Annotated in this window: 20 protein-coding genes; 3 read left to right on the top strand and 17 right to left on the bottom strand. The window is 67.8% G+C overall.

From position 1 onward, the window contains the following. Nucleotides 1-11: 11 nt before the first annotated feature. The 6 genes from recF to mutM all read right to left on the bottom strand — a co-directional run bounded on the left by recF (nucleotide 12) and on the right by mutM (nucleotide 6,319). The gene (gene recF, locus ABS73_RS06140) at nucleotides 12-1,094 is read right to left on the bottom strand and encodes a DNA replication/repair protein RecF (protein ID WP_277019204.1); all 1,083 of its coding nucleotides are present in this window, start codon (nucleotides 1,092-1,094) and stop codon (nucleotides 12-14) included. Continuing rightward, the gene (gene dnaN / locus ABS73_RS06145) at nucleotides 1,091-2,209 is read right to left on the bottom strand and encodes a DNA polymerase III subunit beta (RefSeq protein WP_277019206.1); all 1,119 of its coding nucleotides are present in this window, start codon (nucleotides 2,207-2,209) and stop codon (nucleotides 1,091-1,093) included. The genes recF and dnaN overlap by 4 nt, the downstream gene beginning before the upstream one ends. Before the next feature lie 85 nt (nucleotides 2,210-2,294). Further along, on the bottom strand, nucleotides 2,295-3,653 hold the full coding sequence (gene dnaA, locus ABS73_RS06150) for a chromosomal replication initiator protein DnaA (protein ID WP_277019208.1): 1,359 nt from the start codon (nucleotides 3,651-3,653) through the stop codon (nucleotides 2,295-2,297). Nucleotides 3,654-4,195: 542 nt separating this feature from the next. Continuing rightward, nucleotides 4,196-4,465: a 30S ribosomal protein S20 gene (gene rpsT, locus ABS73_RS06155; protein WP_277019210.1), complete on the bottom strand. Its 270-nt coding sequence runs from the start codon at nucleotides 4,463-4,465 to the stop codon at nucleotides 4,196-4,198. 162 nt (nucleotides 4,466-4,627) lie between these two features. Next, nucleotides 4,628-5,404, bottom strand: a complete 777-nt coding sequence (locus ABS73_RS06160; protein WP_136854951.1) for an enoyl-CoA hydratase — start codon at nucleotides 5,402-5,404, stop codon at nucleotides 4,628-4,630. A gap of 69 nt (nucleotides 5,405-5,473) precedes the next feature. Further along, nucleotides 5,474-6,319, bottom strand: coding sequence for a bifunctional DNA-formamidopyrimidine glycosylase/DNA-(apurinic or apyrimidinic site) lyase (gene mutM / locus ABS73_RS06165; RefSeq protein WP_277019212.1), 846 nt, complete (start codon nucleotides 6,317-6,319; stop codon nucleotides 5,474-5,476). 76 nt (nucleotides 6,320-6,395) lie between these two features. On the opposite strand from mutM, the gene ubiE reads away from it, so the two are divergent. Both ubiE and ubiB read left to right on the top strand, forming a co-directional pair. After that, nucleotides 6,396-7,142 (top strand): bifunctional demethylmenaquinone methyltransferase/2-methoxy-6-polyprenyl-1,4-benzoquinol methylase UbiE, encoded by a 747-nt coding sequence (ubiE, locus tag ABS73_RS06170; RefSeq protein WP_136854949.1) that lies wholly within the window; start codon nucleotides 6,396-6,398, stop codon nucleotides 7,140-7,142. Nucleotides 7,143-7,146: 4 nt separating this feature from the next. Then, nucleotides 7,147-8,679, top strand: a complete 1,533-nt coding sequence (ubiB, locus tag ABS73_RS06175; RefSeq protein ID WP_277019215.1) for a 2-polyprenylphenol 6-hydroxylase — start codon at nucleotides 7,147-7,149, stop codon at nucleotides 8,677-8,679. Nucleotides 8,680-8,689: 10 nt separating this feature from the next. On the opposite strand, the gene ABS73_RS06180 is transcribed toward ubiB, so the two are convergent. The 11 genes from ABS73_RS06180 to pqqA all read right to left on the bottom strand — a co-directional run bounded on the left by ABS73_RS06180 (nucleotide 8,690) and on the right by pqqA (nucleotide 17,024). Next, nucleotides 8,690-9,028, bottom strand: coding sequence for a hypothetical protein (locus ABS73_RS06180; RefSeq protein WP_277019216.1), 339 nt, complete (start codon nucleotides 9,026-9,028; stop codon nucleotides 8,690-8,692). Then, the gene (locus ABS73_RS06185) at nucleotides 9,025-9,633 is read right to left on the bottom strand and encodes a hypothetical protein (RefSeq protein WP_277019218.1); all 609 of its coding nucleotides are present in this window, start codon (nucleotides 9,631-9,633) and stop codon (nucleotides 9,025-9,027) included. The genes ABS73_RS06180 and ABS73_RS06185 overlap by 4 nt, the downstream gene beginning before the upstream one ends. An 84-nt stretch (nucleotides 9,634-9,717) precedes the next feature. Further along, nucleotides 9,718-11,037, bottom strand: a complete 1,320-nt coding sequence (locus tag ABS73_RS06190; RefSeq protein ID WP_277019220.1) for an ATP-binding response regulator — start codon at nucleotides 11,035-11,037, stop codon at nucleotides 9,718-9,720. Beyond that, nucleotides 11,027-12,178, bottom strand: coding sequence for an FIST N-terminal domain-containing protein (locus ABS73_RS06195; RefSeq protein ID WP_277019222.1), 1,152 nt, complete (start codon nucleotides 12,176-12,178; stop codon nucleotides 11,027-11,029). The genes ABS73_RS06190 and ABS73_RS06195 overlap by 11 nt, the downstream gene beginning before the upstream one ends. Beyond that, nucleotides 12,178-12,885: a response regulator transcription factor gene (locus tag ABS73_RS06200; RefSeq protein WP_136854943.1), complete on the bottom strand. Its 708-nt coding sequence runs from the start codon at nucleotides 12,883-12,885 to the stop codon at nucleotides 12,178-12,180. The genes ABS73_RS06195 and ABS73_RS06200 overlap by 1 nt, the downstream gene beginning before the upstream one ends. A 120-nt stretch (nucleotides 12,886-13,005) precedes the next feature. Then, a complete protein-coding gene (locus tag ABS73_RS06205; RefSeq protein ID WP_277019224.1) occupies nucleotides 13,006-13,800 on the bottom strand; it encodes a quinoprotein dehydrogenase-associated SoxYZ-like carrier in 795 nt (264 codons plus the stop codon). Nucleotides 13,801-13,804: 4 nt separating this feature from the next. After that, nucleotides 13,805-14,941: a pyrroloquinoline quinone biosynthesis protein PqqE gene (gene pqqE / locus ABS73_RS06210; protein WP_277019225.1), complete on the bottom strand. Its 1,137-nt coding sequence runs from the start codon at nucleotides 14,939-14,941 to the stop codon at nucleotides 13,805-13,807. Then, the gene (pqqD, locus tag ABS73_RS06215) at nucleotides 14,938-15,231 is read right to left on the bottom strand and encodes a pyrroloquinoline quinone biosynthesis peptide chaperone PqqD (RefSeq protein ID WP_277019227.1); all 294 of its coding nucleotides are present in this window, start codon (nucleotides 15,229-15,231) and stop codon (nucleotides 14,938-14,940) included. Before pqqD ends, pqqE begins: the two co-directional genes overlap by 4 nt. Next, a complete protein-coding gene (pqqC, locus tag ABS73_RS06220; protein WP_277019257.1) occupies nucleotides 15,228-15,971 on the bottom strand; it encodes a pyrroloquinoline-quinone synthase PqqC in 744 nt (247 codons plus the stop codon). The genes pqqD and pqqC overlap by 4 nt, the downstream gene beginning before the upstream one ends. 5 nt (nucleotides 15,972-15,976) lie before the next feature. Continuing rightward, nucleotides 15,977-16,858, bottom strand: coding sequence for a pyrroloquinoline quinone biosynthesis protein PqqB (gene pqqB, locus ABS73_RS06225; RefSeq protein ID WP_277019229.1), 882 nt, complete (start codon nucleotides 16,856-16,858; stop codon nucleotides 15,977-15,979). Nucleotides 16,859-16,931: 73 nt separating this feature from the next. Further along, nucleotides 16,932-17,024 (bottom strand): pyrroloquinoline quinone precursor peptide PqqA, encoded by a 93-nt coding sequence (gene pqqA / locus ABS73_RS06230; RefSeq protein WP_136854938.1) that lies wholly within the window; start codon nucleotides 17,022-17,024, stop codon nucleotides 16,932-16,934. A 147-nt stretch (nucleotides 17,025-17,171) separates the two neighbouring features. On the opposite strand from pqqA, the gene ABS73_RS06235 reads away from it, so the two are divergent. Next, nucleotides 17,172-18,230, top strand: a complete 1,059-nt coding sequence (locus ABS73_RS06235; protein WP_277019232.1) for a quinoprotein relay system zinc metallohydrolase 2 — start codon at nucleotides 17,172-17,174, stop codon at nucleotides 18,228-18,230. Nucleotides 18,231-18,244: the final 14 nt, after the last annotated feature.

Below are 18,244 nucleotides of genomic sequence, written 5' to 3' on the forward strand. Positions count from 1 at the left end.
CGGGCCGCGGCTCAGCCCGGTTCGGCCGGGCGCGCGGTCGAGGCCCCGTCGGTCTTGGTCACGGTCAGGCGGCGCGCGCGGGGGCCGAAGGCGTCGAACAGCTCCGGCCCCGTGCCGGTCAGCAGGCTCTGCGCGGGCAGCGCGTCGATGCGATCATACAGCGCCGCGCGCCGGTCGGCGTCCAGATGGGCCGCGACCTCGTCCAGCAACAGCAGGACCGGCTGATCCGACAACGCGCGCGCATTGGCCAGGATCAGCGACAACAGCAGCGCCTTCTGCTCTCCGGTCGAGGACAGGCCGGCGGGCATGTCCTGCGGGCCCCAGCTGGCGCCCAGATCGGCGCGATGGGCGCCGGTCAGGGTGCGCCCGGCGGCCATGTCGCGGGGCCGCATGGCGGCCAGTCGCGCGGCGATGCTGGCCTGGTCGGCGTCATCGGCGAACCCGTCCTGCGGCAGCAGGGTCAGGCGGGCGGCGGGGAAATCGGTGCCGCCATCCTGCGCGGCCATGATCGCGGACAGCGCCGCCTGGCGGTTGCGGGTCAGCGCGGCGCCCGTCTCGGCCATCTGCGCCTCCAGCGCGCGATACCAGCCGGGATCGGCGATCTGATCCTTGAGCAGGCGGTTGCGTTCGCGCATAGCCTTGTCATAGGCCAGCGCCAGATCGGCGTGATCGGGCATCAGCGACAGGGTCACCCGGTCCAGGAACCGCCGCCGCCCCTCGGGCGCGTCCGACCACAGCCGGTCCATCGCAGGCACCAGCCAGATCACCCGCACCAGCCGCGCCAGCATGGTCTGGGTCACCGGCTTGTCGTCCAGGATGACGTGACGGGGCTGGCCCGGGGGCGCCACGGTCTCCACCGCGTGATCGCCCATCACCGCGCGGATGCGCCAGCCCGCGTCAAGGCCAAGCCGCGCCTGTTCTGGCGCCGCCACCGCGCGCAGACCGCGGCCTGGGGCCAGCATCGACACGGCTTCCAGGATGTTCGTCTTGCCGGACCCGTTCGGCCCGAAGATCGCCAGCGGCCGCGCGTCCAGATCCAGGTCCAGCCGGGGCCAGGACCGGAACTGCGCCAGCCGCAGCCCCATCAGTGTCACACGCGCATCGGCATGACGACATAGACCGCGCTGAGGTCGCTGCCCTCGCGGATCAGGGCCGCGTCGCCCGAGCCGTTGAACAGGAACACCGCGTTGTCGCGATCGACCTGGGACGCGATCTCCTGCAGGTATTTCGCGTTGAAGCCGATCTCCAGCGGCTCGTCGGCATAGGCCACGATCAGCTCCTCTTCGGCGGCGCCCGCGTCGGGGGCGTTGACCGACAGGACCAGCCGGTCCGCGTCCAGCGTCAGCTTGACCGCGCGACTGCGTTCGCTGCTGACGGTGGCCACGCGGTCGACGGCGCGGGCGAAATCAGCGGCGTCCACCTCCAATTTGCGGGTGTTGCCCTGCGGGATGACGCGGCTGTAATCGGGGAAGGTCCCGTCGATCACCTTGGAGGTCAGCGTGATCGTCGGCGTGGCAAAGCGGATCTTGGTCTCGCTGACGGACACGGCGATCTCGGCCTCGTCATCGTCCAACAGCTTGCGCAGCTCTCCGACGGTCTTGCGAGGCACGATCACGCCCGGCATGTTGTCGGCATGGACCGGCAGGGGCGCGTCGATGCGCGCCAGGCGGTGGCCATCGGTCGCCACGCAGCGCAGGACGGGTCCGTCCTCGGACTGGGCCACATGCATATAGACGCCGTTCAGATAATAGCGCGTCTCCTCGGTCGAGATCGCGAATTTCGACTTGTCGAACAGGCGGCGCAACAGGCTGGCGGGGGCCTTGAAGTTCGCGCTGTATTCGGTGTTGGCCAGCACCGGGAAATCGTCGCGGGGCAGGGTCGCCAGGCTGAACGACGACCGCCCCGCCTGCACCGACAGCCGCCCCGAGGCCTCGTCATGGGACAATTGCACCAGCGCGCCGTCGGGCAGCTTGCGCGCAATCTCGTTCAGCATCACGGCGCTGACGGTGGTTGCGCCGGGGCGTTCGACCTGGGCGATGGCGCGATCCACGACCTCGGTGTCCAGGTCGGTGGCGCGAAAGCTGACGCCCTCGGGGGTGGCCTCGATCAGCACGTTGGCCAGGATCGGGATGGTGTTGCGGCGTTCCACGACCGATTGGGCCTGCGATACGGCCTTGACCAGAACGGCGCGCTCGATCGAGAATTTCATCAGTTTCCCCTGTCCCATGGCTCTGTGGCCCTTGCCGGACCTGATGTGTAGCCGCCCGCGCGGGCAGTCACAAGATTTTCGTGGATCAGGCTTCCAGCATCCGCTTCAGCACGGCGATGTCCTCGACCATGGTGCTGTCCTCGACCAGCAGCTCCTCGATCTTGCGCACACCATGCATGATCGTGGTGTGGTCGCGCCCGCCAAAGCGGCGCCCGATCTCGGGCAGGGAACGGCTGGTCAGCTGTTTCGACAGATACATGGCGATCTGGCGGGGCCGGGCGACGTTGCGGGCGCGCTTGGGGCCCATCATGTCAGCCAGGCGGATGTTGTAATGTTCCGCCACCTTGCGCTGGATGTCGTCGATGTTGATCTTGCGGTCATTGGTCCGCAGGATGTCGGCCAGGCATTCCTGCGCCACCTCCAGCGTGATCTCGCGGCGCAACAGGCTGGCATGCGCGAACAGGCGCTGCAGCGCGCCTTCCAGCACGCGGACGTTGGTGGTGATGCGATGCGCCAGGAATTCCAGTACGCCCGCGCCGATCTCCAGATCGGGCTGCTGGGCGCGGAACCCTTGGGTCTTGGACTGCAGGATGCCAAGGCGCAGCTCATAGGTGGTCGGGTGCAGGTCGACGATCAACCCGCAGGACAGGCGCGACTTGATGCGTTCCTCCAGGCCCTTGATCTCGGCCGGGGCGCGGTCGGCGGAAATCACGATCTGCTTGCCCTGATCGACCAGCGCGTTGAAGGTGTGAAAGAATTCCTCCTGGGTGCTGTCCTTGCCGGCGATGAACTGGACGTCATCGACCATCAGCATGTTCACGTTCCGGAACATGCTCTTGAAATCCATGATGGAACTCTCGCGCAGCGCCTGCACGAAGCGGTACATAAACTGCTCGGCCGACAGGTACAGCACCTGCGCCGACGGGTGGCGCGCCTGATAGTCATGCGCGATCGCGTGCATCAGGTGCGTCTTGCCCAGACCCACGCCGCCATAGAGGAACAGCGGGTTGAAGCCGACCGGTCCACCCTCGGCCACACGGCGCGCGGCGGCATGGGCCAGCTCGTTCGGCTTGCCGACAATGAAGTTGCCAAAGGTGAAGCGGTTGTCCAGCGGTGCGCCCAGATCGGCGCGCGGCGCGCGGGTGGTGGGTGCCTCGGGCGCCTGACCCGCCGGGGTGGCGGCCTGGGCCGCGGGGCGCGCGGCGGTGCCCACGTCAAAGCGCAGACGCTCGACCGGGGTGCCGTTGCGGGTCAGCACGGCCATGATGTCCTTGGCGAAATGACGCCCCACCCAGTCCGAGATGAATCGCGTCGGGCTGACGAATCGCGCCGCGCCATCATCGATGGCGGTCAGGCGAAGCGGCTTGATCCAGTGGTTGTAGTTGTTCGGCCCCACGCTCTGCTCCAGCTCGGCGCATGCCTGACCCCAGATCCTGTCCATCATCGTCCCGTTTCCCGTGCCTGTCCCCAATCCCCGCCGGGCAATCCGGCGGGACAGAAATCACGTCGCCAGGCAACCGTCACGACAACAGATCCCCGCACCCGCAAGCGGGCGTGCCGGGGGCATCCGCCCGCATTCGATCATGGACACAGGTTCCCGGACAGCCGGTGGCAGCCGGATGTCGTGAACCCGAGGGCAGAAGAGATGTTCTTCGCGGCCCGGCCGTTGTCCCGGAAAGATCAACAGATCTGTCCACAGGGTCGGCCCGTCCCCAAGCGACGTGAATCGCAAGGAGGAAACTAGCCCCAGCATGTGGATAGCTGCAACCGAACTATGCGCTTGACAGCAACTTGACCTGATCGAATCTGCGAGGCCTTTGACTCGATTAGCAATTTTGCGAATGCGTTGAATTTGCACGGTTTTTGAAAAGACACCAGCGAATCCAATGCAAAACGGGCGCAAGGCTTTCGCCTGCACCCGGTGCGGTCCTGCGGCGCCCCAAGGGGCCGTGACGGGGGTCGATCCGGCCCCAAGGGGCCTGTGGATCAGTTGGCCGACAGCGCCTTCACGCGGGCTGCCAGACGCGACACTTTGCGCGAGGCGGTGTTCTTGTGCACGACGCCCTTGGTCACGCCGCGCATCAGTTCGGGCTGGGCGGTCTTCAGCGCCAGGGCGGCGGCTTCGGCATTGCCCGAGGCGATGGCCTCTTCGACCTTGCGGATGAAGGTGCGGATGCGCGAACGGCGGGCCTTGTTCACGTCGGTGCGTGCTTCGATCTGGCGGGCGCGTTTCTTGGACTGGGGCGTGTTGGCCATGGGTCGGTATTCCTATCGGGTCGGTTGCATGTCTTAATTTCGAACGTGCAAAAGCCCCATGGCGCCGTCCCCGGTCAGGACGGACATGATTCTTGCCAAAGCGGGCCCACACGCATGTAAGTCGGGGCGTATAGCCCCGACCCGGGGAAAAGGAAACCCTTTTCAGCGGTCGCGGAACTGCGCCTCGCGCTTTTCCAGAAAGGCGGCCATGCCCTCCTTCTGGTCCTCGGTCGCGAATAGCGCGTGGAAGGCGCGACGTTCGAACAGCAGCCCCTCGCGCAGGGTCGTCTCATAGGCGCGGTTCACGGCCTCCTTGACGGTCTTGGTGGCGATCTGGGATTTTTCGGCGATCTTGCGGGCGGCGGCCATCGCCTCGGGGATCAGCTTGGGCGTGGGGACCACGCGGCTGACCAGGCCCGAGCGTTCAGCCTCGGCCGCGTCCATGAAGCGTCCGGTCAGGTTCATGTCCATCGCCTTGGACTTGCCGACGAATCGGGTCAGGCGCTGCGTGCCGCCGATGCCCGCGACGACGCCCAGGTTGATCTCGGGCTGGCCGAATTTCGCGTTCTCGGCGCAGATGATGAAATCGCAGACCATGGCCAGCTCGCAGCCGCCGCCCAGGGCATAGCCGCTGACGGCGGCGATGATCGGCTTGCGGACCCGGCTGATCGCCTCGATCTGGGCGCCGAACAGGTCCTCGTCATAGACGTCGACATAGGATTTCGTCGACATTTCCTTGATGTCGGCCCCGGCGGCAAAGGCCTTTTCGCTGCCGGTCAGAACGATGCAGCGGACCTTGTCGTTGCGGTCGGCATCCGACAGCGCGGCCGACAGCTCGTCCAGAAGCGTGGCGTTCAGCGCGTTCAGCGCCTCGGGGCGGTTCAGCCGGATCAGGGCGACCTCGTCCTCGATCTCCACGATGATGGTTTCGTAAGCCATAGGCTTGGACCTCGTTGGCAGATTGCGTGGCCCCCGTCCTAGCAGAGGGCCGCGCGGGCGTCCAATCGTTCACCTCTGACAGGCAGGACAGTAGAAGGTCGACCGCCCCGATTGCACGATCCGCGTGATTGTCCCCCCACAGCCATCCCGCAGGCAGGGCTGGCCCGCGCGGTCATAGGCCCGAAAGCTGTGCTGGAAATAGCCCAGCTCTCCGCTGGCCTGGCGGTGGTCGCGCAAGCTGGACCCCCCGGCGGCGATGGCATCGGTCAGCACGTCGCGGATATGGCCCACCAGCGCCGCGATGCGCGCAGGCCCGATGCGCCCCGCCGCCCGGCGCGGGTCGATCCCCGCCCGCCACAGCGATTCGCTGACATAGATGTTGCCCAGTCCCGCCACGATGCGCTGATCGAGCAGCGCCTGCTTAACCGGCACGCGCCGCCCGGCAAAGGCCGCGCCCAGATAGGCGGGGGTGAAGATGGCATCAAAGGGCTCCGGCCCCAGATGGTCCAGCAGCGGATGGGCCGCACCCTCGCGGATCAGGTCGACCATGCCGAAGCGGCGCGCGTCGTTGAAGGTGATGGTGGTCCCCGCCTCCGTGGTCAGCACCACGTGATCGTGGCGCGCATGGATGCCGGGGTCGCGGTGGAACCCGGCCAGGCCGGCACCCTCGACCAGCATGCGGCCCGACATGCCCAGATGCCACAGCACGGTGCCGCCCCGGTCCAGATCGGCCAGCAGGTATTTCGACCGCCGCCGCAGCGCGGTGACGCGCGCGCCGGTCAGCACCTGCACCAGATCGACGGGCAGGGGCCAGCGCAGGTCGGGGCGGTTCACCTGGGCGCGGTCGATGCGAGCACCCTCCAGATGGGGCAGCAGGCCGCGGCGGACGGTCTCGACTTCCGGCAGTTCTGGCAATCGGGTTCCTTTCGTCGCATTGTGCGCGCGGCGTGCCGGACCTATCTGGCAATGGACAGGACAAACGGCAAGCGTGATGACGGATAACAGGCAGACCCATTTCGGCTTTCAGACCGTGGACGAGGATCGCAAGGCCGGGATGGTCCACGAGGTCTTCTCCAGCGTCGCGTCCAAGTATGACGTCATGAACGACCTGATGAGCGTGGGCATCCACCGCGTCTGGAAGACCGCGATGATGGACTGGCTGGCGCCGCGCGCGGGTCAGCACCTGCTGGACGTGGCGGGGGGCACGGGCGACGTGGCGTTCCGGTTCCTGGACCGCGCGCCGGACGCGCGCGTCACCGTCTGCGACATGACCGAATCCATGCTGATCGAGGGGCGCAAGCGCGCCGATGCGGTGGACAAGGCCGACCGGCTGGCTTGGGTCACGGGCGACGCGATGGCGCTGCCCTTTTCTGACAACAGCTTTGACCGCTACACGATCAGCTTTGGCATCCGCAACGTGACGCGCATCCCCGATGCCCTGGCCGAGGCCTATCGCGTGCTGAAGCCCGGCGGCCGCCTGATGGTGCTGGAGTTCAGCCAGATCCCCGTGCCCGCCATGCAATGGGCCTATGACCGCTACAGCTTCAACGTGATCCCGGCGATGGGCCAGGCGGTGACGGGCGATCGCGACAGCTATCAGTATCTGGTCGAATCGATCCGCAAGTTTCCCGACCAGGACGCCTTTGCCGGGCTGATCCGCGATGCGGGCTTTGGCCGGGTCCAGTGGCGTAACCTGTCCATGGGCATCGCCGCCCTGCATTCCGGCTGGAAGCTGTAGGATCATGCGCGGCCCCCACAACATCTTGCGCCTGATCCGCACAGGCGCCACCTTCGAGCGCACCGGCGCGATGGAGGCCGTGCTGAACGCCGTCGACGCGCCCATGCGCATCCGGCTGGCGGCGCGGGTGCTGGGCTGGCCGTTCCGCTGGCTGGGCTACAAGGGCGATCCGACCCTGCCGCCGATCACGCGGGCGATCACCGCCTTGGGGCCCGCCTATATCAAGTTCGGCCAGATCCTGTCGACGCGCGCCGATGTGGTCGGTCCTGAAATGGCCATGCAGCTGCGCATGCTGCAGGACCGCCTGCCGCCCTTTCCGACCGCCATCGCCAAGAAGGCCATCGAGGATGAGCTGCGCGCCCCGGTCGATCAGCTGTTCAGCGAATTCTCCGAACCCGTCGCCGCCGCCTCGATCGCGCAGGTCCATCGGGCCCGGGTGCGCGAGACGGGCCGCGAGGTCGCGGTCAAGGTCGTCCGCCCCGGCATCGGCGCGGCCTTCAAGCGCGACATCGACGCCTTTCATTTCGGCGCCCGGCTGATCGAATTCCTGTCGCCCGGCACGCGCCGCCTGCGCCCCCGCGACGTGGTCAGCCATTTCGAGAAAACCGTGATGGGCGAACAGGACCTGCGCCTGGAGGCCGCCGCCGCATCCGAATTCGGCGAGAACACCGCCACCGATCCGGGGTTCCAGATCCCGATGCCCGTGTGGGAGCTGTCGTCGCGCCGCGTTCTGACCGCCGATTGGGCCGAGGGTCTGCCGATGGGCGACCGCGACGCGCTGATCGCGGCGGGTCACGACACGACCGAACTGGCGCGCCGGGTGATCCAGCTGTTCCTGTCGCATGCGCTGCGCGACGGGTTCTTTCACGCCGACATGCATCACGGCAACCTCAAGGTCGCGGCGAACGGCAATGTCATCGCCTATGATTTCGGAATCATGGGCGAGATCGACGAATATACCCGCCGCGTCTATGCCCAGATCCTGTACGGGTTCATCCAGCGCGATTACCGGCTGGTGGCCCGCGTGCATTTCGAGGCCGGTTACGTCCCCCGCGACCGCGATGAGGCCGCCTTCGCCCGCGCCCTGCGCGCCGTCGGAGAGCCGATCTTTGGCGCCGATGCCAGCCGCATCAGCATGGGCAACCTGCTGTCCTATCTGTTCGAGGTGACCGAGCGTTTCGGCATGCCGACCCGGACCGAGCTGATCTTGCTGCAGCGCACCATGGTCGTGGTCGAGGGCGTGGCCCGGTCGCTGGACCCGCAGCTGAACATCTGGGACGCGGCCAAGCCGGTCGTGTCGGATTACATCAAGGCCAGCGTCGGTCCCAAGGCCGCGATCAGCGACCTGGCCCATATCGCCCAGACCGTGGGCCGCTATGGCCCGCTGCTGCCGCGCATGATCGAGCAGGCCCTGTGGGAGCGCGCCCACCCCGAGGAGGCGCGGCTGACCCTGATCCAGGCGCGCCATCCGGTGCCATTGTGGCTGGTCGCGGTGCTGGCGCTGGCGGCAGGGGCGGGGATCGGCCTGTCGCTATAGGGCGCGGCGCTCAGAAACAGATGATCTCGGCCTCGGCCTCGGCGCGGCGCAGGGTGGCCACGGTCTCGGTCATCGTCGCCATGCCGCGGAACATCCCCGAGCGTTCGCCCGTGGTCTGGCGCATCCGCAGGATGGTTTCCGCACCGACATAATCGGCATAGGGCAGCACCTCGGCGATGCGGTCGATGGCGCAGGAACAGCGGTCCATCATCTCTCGGGTCTGGCCGTTGGTGGCCATGCAGGCGAAAGCGTATTCGACGCGCGCATTGGTCGGATAATCGTTCACTGCCTGCCCCAGGACGGGGCTGGCCAGCACCAGCCCGACCCCCAGGGCGGCCATGCGGATCATTGCAGCACCAGCCGGTTGCGATAGCCGGGGGCGGCGTCGGTTTCGGCGCGCAATTCGCGGATCGGCTGATCGGGCTGGGCCATCAGGAAGGTCAGCGTCAGCGACTGGAACCCGTTCATCCGCGCGGCATTGGCATCGGCCGCAAAGGGCTGAAATCGCGCCGTCACGCCGTCATCGGTGGCGGCGATCTCTCCGCCGCGGAACAGCGCCTCCTTCATGCGGTTGCGGATGTAATGCGGGCTGCCGCCGGTCAGCGCGGCCATGTCGCGGGTGGTCTGTTCCAGAAAAAACGTCAGCACCGGGTCGCCCGAGGAGATCGGGAACGGCCCGATCGTGCGGTCGATGGGACCGGCCTTCTGGGTCATCTGCAGGATCGGCTGCTGATCGTTGGGGTCGATGGCCTGCGACAGGGTCAGCGACCCGTCCTCGGTCGGGCGAAAGCCCTCGGCGGCGGGGCCTTCGACGGTCATGCGCCATTCCAGCGCCCGGTCGCCCAGATCCCAGGGGCCGCGTTCGGCAAAGACCGCATCCCCCGCCTCGGCGGCGGCGACGGACAGGGGCGCAAGCCCCAGCAACAGGGCAAGTGCGATGGCGCGGGTCTTCATGGTCGTCCTCCCAAACGTGGACTCATGATGGGCGGGGCAGGGGGCGCGCGCAAGCCCCGCAGGGCCGCGCATCCCCCCTTGGTCTTAGGCCAGCAGGCGGCCCAGGATCTCGGCCAGCTCGGGCGGGCGGACGGGTTTCTCCAGCAGGTGGATGCCCATGGCCGCACAGCGCCGCGCGATGGCCGGGTCGCGATGGGCGGTGATCATCACCGCGGGCACCGGTCGGTCGGCGGCCGCGCGCAACGCCTCGACCGCGGCAAAGCCCGTGTCGCCGTTCTCCAGGTGGTAATCGGCCAGGATGACGTCGGGGGGTTCCTCTCCCATTGTCGCCAAGGCCTCGGCCGTGCCGCCGGCGATGCGCGGGACCATCCCCAGACGGTCGGCCAGGATCATCTGATAGCCGCGCCGCATCTCGGGGTCGTTCTCGATCACCAAAGCCACGCGACCGCGCAGCACGGGCAGGGGGGCATCCGCCCCCCGCACGGGTTCCGGCAGCGCGCCGACCAGCGGCAGGCCGACGCGGAACACGGTGCCGCGCATCGGCTCTGAGGTCAGGCTGATCGGATGGCCCAGCTTGGCGCAGGCGCGGCGCACGATGGACAGACCCAACCCCATGCCGGGCGCCCCTCCGTCATGGGTCAGGCGCTGGAATTCGTCAAAGACGCGGTTGCGGTCCACCGCCGGGATACCCATCCCGGTGTCATGCACCGACAGCCAGCACAGCGCCCCCTTGCGCCGCGCGCCCACCGCGACCCCGCCCCGCTGCGTGTACTTGATCGCGTTCGAGACCAGGTTCTGCGCGATGCGGCGCAGAAAGATCGGGTCGCTGTCGACCACCGCGGTGGTCGGCATGAACCGCAGCCGCAGCCCCTTGGCCTGGGCCATCGGCGCGAATTCGGCGGCCAGGCGGCGGAACAGATCATCCAGCGGCACCGGCTGGCGGTTGAACTCGATCCGCTGGCTGTCCAGCCGCGAGATATCCAGGACCGCATGCATCAGCTGTTCCACCGATTCGAAGGCGCTGCCCAGCCTGTCGGTCAGCTCCGTCTGGTGCGGGTCCATCGCGGTGTCGGTCAGCGCCGACAGGAACAGCCGCGCCGCCGACAGCGGCTGCAGCAGATCGTGGCTGGCCGCGCGCAGGAACCGCGTTTTCGATCGGTTGGCCTCCTCGGCCAGGGCGCGGGCGACGGCCAGTTCGCGGTTCCTTTGGGACAGGTCGTCCATGGCGCGTTCCAGATCGCGGGTGCGGGCCAGGACCTCCTGTTCCAGCGCGACGGCGCCCTGGAACATCGACCAGGCAGAGCCACGCGACTCTTCCAGCCGGTCGATCCGGTCAATCAGGACGGCGTTGATGCGGGTCAGCTTTTCGATCTGCCGGGCGGGCGGGTCGTCGTCACGCAGCATCGGGCGGCTCCAGGAAGGCCAGGCCGACAAAGGTCTGGTTCACATGCATGCCGCTGTGCTGTTCGCCATAGGTGTTGAACCCCGCGACGCGGTGGTGGCGATACAGGTCCGACATGCGCCCGGTCAGCCCCGCACGCTCCAGCGCAAGGCGGCGCAGGATACAGTCAAAGGCCAGCACCATCAGCGGGCGCGCGGGCAGGGCGTCCAGCATGTCGGAAAAGCCCTGGATCAGATCCTCGGACCGGCCCAGGGTCAGCACCGTGCCGATGTCGATCGAGGACAGCAGCGACAGCCCCTCATCATCGGTGGCCGCGCTGATTGCGCGCACGTGATGACGGCCGCCCATGCGCAGCAGCAGGGGATGGCGCGCGAATTCCGTGGGCGTCAGGTCGTCGCGGCGCAGGCCGGTCAGGCGGGCGTATTCCTGGGCGGCGGGTTCGGCGTTCAGCTCCAGGATGCGGCGGCGTTCGGGAATGGCGGCTGTCACGACCGCGCGGGTGGGCGTGGGGCTGAAATGGGCAAAGGTGACCTCGTGGATGGTCAGGTCGGTCTGCACCAGCAGAAAGACCGCGACGCCCGACTGCACCACGCCCTGCGCCAGCAGCGAGGTCTGGCGGAAATCCAGCCCGTCCCCGGCCGATCCGCCCAGCACCGGCACCGAGGGCAGCGCCGCGTCCAGCGTGGCAACCAGCGCGTCCTCCTGTCCGGCCAGCCCGTCGGTCAGCAGCAGGCCGAACAGCTGGCGCGCGGGGTCGGGGGCGAAATCGCGCATCAGCCTGCGCAGCCGCGCCATCCAGTCCGACACCGGCAGCGCCGCCAGATCGGGCAGCACCAGCGCCGCCGCCCGGAAATGGCGCGCCGGAAAGCCGATGGCCACCACGCTGTCGCTGGCATAGCCCGCAGGCCCGATCTCACCGGCCGAGGAGCAGCCCGCGATCACGCAATCCTGCGGCAGATGCGGCCTCAGCCCCGCATGCAGCGCGCCCAAGGCGTCGCCGGTGGCCCCGAACAGCAGGACCAGCGCGGGATTGGTGCCGCGCAGGCCGTCCAGCAGGGTCGGGACCAGATCGGCCCCGCCGCGGTCGGCCTGCACAGCGACCGGCCCGGATGCGCCCTCCCTCGCAGCCGGGTCGGTGTTCATCAACCGGCCTCGAACAGCCGGATCGAATTGGCCAGCAACACCGCCTGGGTCCGCCTGCGGGCGTTGATCTTGGACATGATCGCGGTGATGTGGGTCTTGACCGTGGCCTCGGCGATGGACAGCTCGTAGCTGATCTCCTTGTTGGCCTTGCCCTTGCAGATCAGCCGCAGGATCTTCATCTGCTGCGGCGTCAGCGACGAGAACCGCCGCGCCAGTTCGGCCTTGGCATCGCCTTCTGCGTTGTCATCGCCCGAGCAATATCCCTCGGGGGTGACATGCTCTCCCTCCCACATGCGGCGCAGGCTGTCGACTAGCGCCTCGCGGGACAGGGACTTGCTGATATAACCCTGCGCCCCGGCCGCCATCGCGGTCGAGATCATCGCCCCCTCCAGATCGGCCGAGATCATCGTGATCGGCACGCCGGGCAATTGTCGACGCAGGGTCACGATACCCTCGGACCCGCGGGCGTCGGGCAGGTTCAGGTCCAGGATCACCGCATCGGGGGCGCCCTGCACGCGGATCTGCTCGACCGCGGCGGCCAGGCTGCGGGCGGTGCGCACGTTCTTGAGGCCAAAGCTGATCTTGAGCGTCAGGGCCAGGGCATCGCACATCAACGGGTGGTCATCGACGATCAGGATCTCCTTGACCTGATCTGCGGTGGGTCGCGGAGACGACACAGGACGCGCCTGCATGGCGGCTGCTGTCATGGCATTCCTCCCTGAATGTCCGGCGGCACGCTCCTCCTCCAAGGCGCGGCCAGAATTCAAGTGTAAAGAGGACTGCACATAAAGCAAGGCTGTTCCTGCGACGAAAGTCGGATGGGTCGATCAGCTTTTGTTAACGCCCGCCGCATCCGCCGCAAAGGTCTCGGCCCATTGGTTGCCGTTGGTGTCCTCGACCCGGACATGGATCGGCTGGCCGTTGGGATTGTAACGAAAGCGAAAGACCGGGTCCTCGCTGATCGAAATTCCGGCCTCCATCGTGAACAGCAGATCCTCGCCCTGGCGGACATCCAGGCGGTCGATGAAATGCGCGGGAATGCTCAGCAGCGTCAACTGGTCGCGCTGCAACCCTGAAAAGTTCGGGTGGCGGATCATCAGCGTGCCGATGGTCTGGCCCTCCTCGCTGGCGGTGCGCCAGCGCATCTGGCCCATCGTGGCGCGGACCGAGGCCATGTCCTTGCCCGCCGGGGCCGAACATCCCCCGGCCGCCTTGACGAACCGCCCGGCCATGACCTGCGCCCCGTCATCGCGGGTGCCGATGGCGCGGACGTCGGAATAGCTGTCGACGCGGACGCGGACCTCGAAATCCAGGGGCATCAGCGCATCGCCAAAGGTGTATTCGGCGGCGACGGGGGCGGGATTCTCGTCGATGACCAGAGTCAGGGCGCCGATGGCGGGCGCGTCGGGCGCCTGCGTCAGGCGGATGGGCACGATGGCCGCGTCATGGGCGCGGGTCGGGGCCTCCAGGTCCAGGACGGATGCGTCCAGCGGCGGGTCGGTGTCCAGGTCCAGCACCGCGCCGCGCAGATCCTCCCATGTGGGCGAGGGTCGCAGCGCGTTGTCCTGCGCCAGCGCGGGCCCGGCCAGCAGGGCCGCCGTCAGGGTCAGCCACAGTCTCATTGCCTCATCCTCCCTTGGACATCCTCCGATAGACGAAGTCGGTGGTGATGGCGGCCGCATCCTCCTCGGCCCGTGCCACCACCCCGGCATGCAGCGGAGATTTCGAACAGACCGGATCGGTCGCCCGCGCGTCGCCCGCCAGCGCCATGGCCTGACAGCGGCAGCCGCCGAAATCGACGGTCTTGCGGTCGCAGCCACGGCAGGGTTCTGGCATCCAGGCGGTCCCGCGAAACGCGTTGAAGCTGTCTGACAGGTGCCAGATCTCGGACAGGGACCGCTCCTGCACGTTCTCGAACCGCATCCAGTCGATGGTCTGGGCGGCGTGGCAGGGCAGGACGGTGCCGTCCGGGCCGACATTCAGCCCGGTCGAGCCCCAGCCCCCCATGCAGGCCTTGGGATAGATCGCGTGGTGATCGGCGGGGACATAGTCGATCACCATCCGCCCGCGCAGCCGGATGCGCCCGGCATTCACCACCTGGCGCGCGAATTCCGCCTGTTCGCGCGTGGGCATCAGCGCGCCGCGGTTGCGGTCGGCCCATCCGTGGAACTGGACGGTCGCGACTTCGATCCGCCGCGCGCCGAGGCGTTCGGCCAGGTCGATCATGTCGGGCAGGCGTTCCATGTTCTGGCGATGGACGACCGCGTTGATGGTCAGCGGAAAGCCGATTTCCGTGACCCAATCGCTGAAGGCCATCTTCTTGTCCCAGGACCCCGGATGGCCGCTGATGCGGTCGGCCATGTCGGGCCGGATGCCCTGCAGCGACAGCTGAACATGGTCCACGCCCGCGCGGTCCAGCTCGATCAGGCGGTCGCGGGTGATGCCGATGCCCGAGGTGATCAGGTTCACATACAGGCCCGCGTCGCGCGCATGGCCCACGATCTGCGCCAGATCCTTGCGCGCGCCGGGTTCCCCGCCCGAGATATGGACCTGCAGCACGCCCAGATCGGCGGCCTGCCGGAACACGCGGCCCCAGTCATCGGCGCTGATCTCCTTGGACGCGCGGACCAGATCGACCGGGTTGGAACAGTAAGGGCAGGCCAGCGGACAGCGATGCGTGACCTCGGCCAGCATCGCCATGGGCAGGCCGGGGGTGACGGGGTTGCCGTCCAGATCGCGGGGCTGGTGCTGCTGATCCTTCATGCGCTGTCCCTGACAAAGACCATGCGCCGTTCGATCAGCCCGGTCAGGAAATCGCGCACGTCGCCGCCGATCTGTTCGACCGGCGCATTGTAACGTGCGGCCAAGTCGCGCACGATTCGGTCCAGGCTGCGGGCGCCGTCCAGTTCGGACAGGATCGCTTCTCCGATCTGGTCCAGCTGCATCGCGCGTTCCGGGGCCTGCAGCACGCGGATGCCGCGCACGCGGTCGCCCTGCAGCCTCACGCCGCGCGGCAAATAGGGAATGTCGTCGGGTCCGATCAATGCTGTCATGCGCGCATCCCCTCTCCGGGCCGCCAGGCGCCGGGGGGTGTGCGCCCCTCGACATAGCCGTGCCACAGCGCGTCCAGCTGGGCCCACAGCACGTCGGTCTTGAAGGTCAGCGCGGCGGCCGCGGCGTCCTGCTTTTCCAGCGTGTCGGCATGGGTCAGGACATAGTCCAGGCCGAACTTGACGTCCTCGGGCGCCTCGGTCAGGCGTTTCTTGAAATAGGACAGGCTGCTGTCGTCGGCGAAATCGTAATGCTGCAGCAGACCCTCGATCCGCTGCGCATGGATGCGGGGCGCGAACAGTTCGGTCAGGCTGGCGGCGACCGCATCCAGCAGCGGCATGTCGCGCACGAAGCGGACATAGGCGTCCACCGCGAACCGCGTCGCGGGCATGATGCCCACGCCCGATGCGACATAGTCGGGGTCCAGCCCCACGGCCTGCGCCAGGGCCAGCCAGCGGCGGATGCCGCCGCCCTCGGTCGCGCCGCCGTCGTGATCCTCGATCCGCTTGCGCCAGGCGCGGCGCAGGTCGGGGTCCTCGACGCGGCTCATGAAGGCGGCGTCCTTCATCGGGATGCGCGACTGATACATCCAGCGGTTGATGACCCAGGCCCGCACCTCATCCGAGGTGCAGTCGCCGCCATGCAGGCGGGCGTGGAACGGGTGGCGGTCGTGATAGCGCGCGGCCCCGATGGCGCGCAGCCGCGCCTCGAAATCCTCGCGCGATTGGGGGGTCGCCTGGATGTCCTTCACAGCGTGATCTCCATTCCGTCGCGGGCGACCTGCCAACCCTGGGCAGTGGCCTGGGCCACCTGGGGGCTGGAGGGGTCGCAGAGCGGGTTCGAGTTGTTCATATGCACCAGGATGCGCTGGCCCAAGCTCACCCCGGCCAGCGCGGGGATCGTGTCGGTCACCGCCATGTGGCCCATGCGACGGCCGGTCTTGCGGCCCAGGCCCATGCGGATCATCTCGTCATCATCCCACAGGGTGCCGTCAAAGAACAGCGCATCGGCCCCCGCGATCCGGTCGCGCAACCAATCTGGCATGTCCGCGCAGCCGGGAATGTAGAAGGCGCGCCGGTCCGCGCTGCGCAGTTCCACCCCCACGGTGGTCTCTCCGACCAAGCCGGTCTCGACCACCGCGCTCTCCTGATACAGGGGCACCTTTCCCGGCACCGCGAACAGGGTCGCGGTCAGGCCGGGGGTCAGCGGGATCGTCTGGTCCAGCGCCACGACCCGGCGCGGCACGAAACCGGGGTTCACCGCCGCCATCATCGGATTCGCTGCCAGCGCGTCGTGGATGGCCTGCGTTGCGAACAGATCAAAGGGCTGGCTTTCGCGCAGGGTCAGCAGCCCCGCGACATGGTCGATATCGCCATTCGTCACCAGCACGGACCGCAGCGGCATGTCGCGCGGGCCGGTCGGATGCAGCGCGGGCGTCGCCGCCAGCTGCGCGCGGATATCGGGCGAGGCGTTCAGGATCGCCCAGTCCCGCCCATCGGCGCTGACCGCGACCGAGCTTTGCGTCAGCGACGGAATGCGCCCTGCGCGGGCCGCATCGCAATTGCCGCAGCCGCAGTTCCATTGCGGCAGGCCGCCGCCGGCTGCCGCCCCAAGGATGATGATCCGCATCGGGTTCCGCCTTATGATGAGGCCCCGACCGAACGAATCGGACGGGGCCGCAATTTTGCCTGACAGGTCAGGCTCAGAACAGGACGGGCTCGTCCTCGGCGGGTGCGTACATGTTGATTTCCATGCCGCAAGCAATCTCGATCAGAGTCGGTTTGGTCCAGGCCATGTTGTGCTCCTCCTACATGCCGATGATGCCGCTACAGAAGGCGACTGGATTCAAATCTAGTATGGGGGCAGGATGAATCAACACGACAAAGGTCGTAGCCATGTGACCATTTCGTGATCATGACGATGGAAAAGGGCCTCTGACCCGATGTTTCACGTGATTCTGGGCGTCTGTCTGGCCCTGTCGCCCGATCAGTGCGGCACGATCCTGCTGCCCCGGGGTGATTCGCCAACCCAGCAGGCGTGCCGCGCGGGCGCCGACCGGCTGGCGGCGGACTGGCTGGAGGACCGGCCCGATCTGGTGGGCGGCGCGATCGCGTGCCGCGCGAATGCCGATCTGCCCGCCGCCGCCCTGCAGGAGATCGCGCCCGGCATCCACGTCCATTTCGGCACCAGCCAGCAGATGGAGGAGACCCCCGACGGCCGCATTGCCAATCTGGGCGTGATCGTCGGCCGCGACGGCGTCGCGGTGATCGACGCGGGCGTCTCGCGGGCCGAGGGGCAGGCCCTGCATGTCGCCATCCGGCGGCTGACGGACCGGCCCGTCACGCATCTGATCCTGACCCACATGCACCCCGATCACGTGCTGGGCGCGCAGGTCATGGTCGAGGCGGGCGCCACCGTCACCGCCCATCACGCGCTGCCGCAGGCGCTGCAGATGCGGGCGGGCAGCTATCTGGATCTGATCGCGCGGCTGTATCCCGCCGCCGAATGGATCGGCACGCAGGTGGTGATGCCCGACAGCCTGGTTCAGGACCGCGCCATGATCGACTTGGGCGACCGGCGGCTGCAGCTGAGGGCCTGGCCCCCGGCGCATACCGACAGCGACCTGACGGTCCTGGACGAGGCGACCGGCACGCTGTTCACGGGCGATCTGCTGTTTCGCGACCTGACGCCGGTGGTGGACGGGTCGCTGCGCGGCTGGCTGGCCTGGATGGACAGCGACCCTGCCGCCGGGGCAGGATTGATCGTGCCGGGTCACGGCCCGGTCAGCGAATCATGGGCATCCGCCGCGGCCCCCCAGCAGACGTTTTTGAAAGCGCTTGCAGACCGCACACGACAGGCAATCGGTGACGGGCTGGCCCTGTCGTCCGCCGTTCTGGTCATTGCCAATGCCCTGCAGCCCTTGCAGAATTCATGGAATTCCTACCCCGAGACCGTGGCGCGCAACGCGACCGCCGCCTACAAGGAACTGGAGTGGGAATGAGAAGCGTTTGACAG

Source organism: Paracoccus sp. SCN 68-21 (assembly GCF_001724535.1).
Classification (GTDB): Bacteria; Pseudomonadota; Alphaproteobacteria; order Rhodobacterales; family Rhodobacteraceae; genus Paracoccus; species Paracoccus hibiscisoli.

Coding starts and splice junctions, on each gene's coding strand:
- ABS73_RS06185 (WP_277019218.1), bottom strand. CDS start 9,633: ATGAAGACCCGCGCCATCGCACTTGCCCTGTTGCTGGGGCTTGCGCCC.
- pqqD (WP_277019227.1), bottom strand. CDS start 15,231: ATGACAGCATTGATCGGACCCGACGACATTCCCTATTTGCCGCGCGGC.
- ubiB (WP_277019215.1), top strand. CDS start 7,147: ATGCGCGGCCCCCACAACATCTTGCGCCTGATCCGCACAGGCGCCACC.
- pqqA (WP_136854938.1), bottom strand. CDS start 17,024: ATGGCCTGGACCAAACCGACTCTGATCGAGATTGCTTGCGGCATGGAA.
- dnaA (WP_277019208.1), bottom strand. CDS start 3,653: ATGATGGACAGGATCTGGGGTCAGGCATGCGCCGAGCTGGAGCAGAGC.
- ABS73_RS06180 (WP_277019216.1), bottom strand. CDS start 9,028: ATGATCCGCATGGCCGCCCTGGGGGTCGGGCTGGTGCTGGCCAGCCCC.
- pqqE (WP_277019225.1), bottom strand. CDS start 14,941: ATGAAGGATCAGCAGCACCAGCCCCGCGATCTGGACGGCAACCCCGTC.
- ubiE (WP_136854949.1), top strand. CDS start 6,396: ATGACGGATAACAGGCAGACCCATTTCGGCTTTCAGACCGTGGACGAG.
- ABS73_RS06195 (WP_277019222.1), bottom strand. CDS start 12,178: ATGAACACCGACCCGGCTGCGAGGGAGGGCGCATCCGGGCCGGTCGCT.
- ABS73_RS06190 (WP_277019220.1), bottom strand. CDS start 11,037: ATGCTGCGTGACGACGACCCGCCCGCCCGGCAGATCGAAAAGCTGACC.
- ABS73_RS06235 (WP_277019232.1), top strand. CDS start 17,172: ATGTTTCACGTGATTCTGGGCGTCTGTCTGGCCCTGTCGCCCGATCAG.
- ABS73_RS06205 (WP_277019224.1), bottom strand. CDS start 13,800: ATGAGACTGTGGCTGACCCTGACGGCGGCCCTGCTGGCCGGGCCCGCG.
- ABS73_RS06200 (WP_136854943.1), bottom strand. CDS start 12,885: ATGACAGCAGCCGCCATGCAGGCGCGTCCTGTGTCGTCTCCGCGACCC.
- rpsT (WP_277019210.1), bottom strand. CDS start 4,465: ATGGCCAACACGCCCCAGTCCAAGAAACGCGCCCGCCAGATCGAAGCA.
- ABS73_RS06160 (WP_136854951.1), bottom strand. CDS start 5,404: ATGGCTTACGAAACCATCATCGTGGAGATCGAGGACGAGGTCGCCCTG.
- dnaN (WP_277019206.1), bottom strand. CDS start 2,209: ATGAAATTCTCGATCGAGCGCGCCGTTCTGGTCAAGGCCGTATCGCAG.
- pqqB (WP_277019229.1), bottom strand. CDS start 16,858: ATGCGGATCATCATCCTTGGGGCGGCAGCCGGCGGCGGCCTGCCGCAA.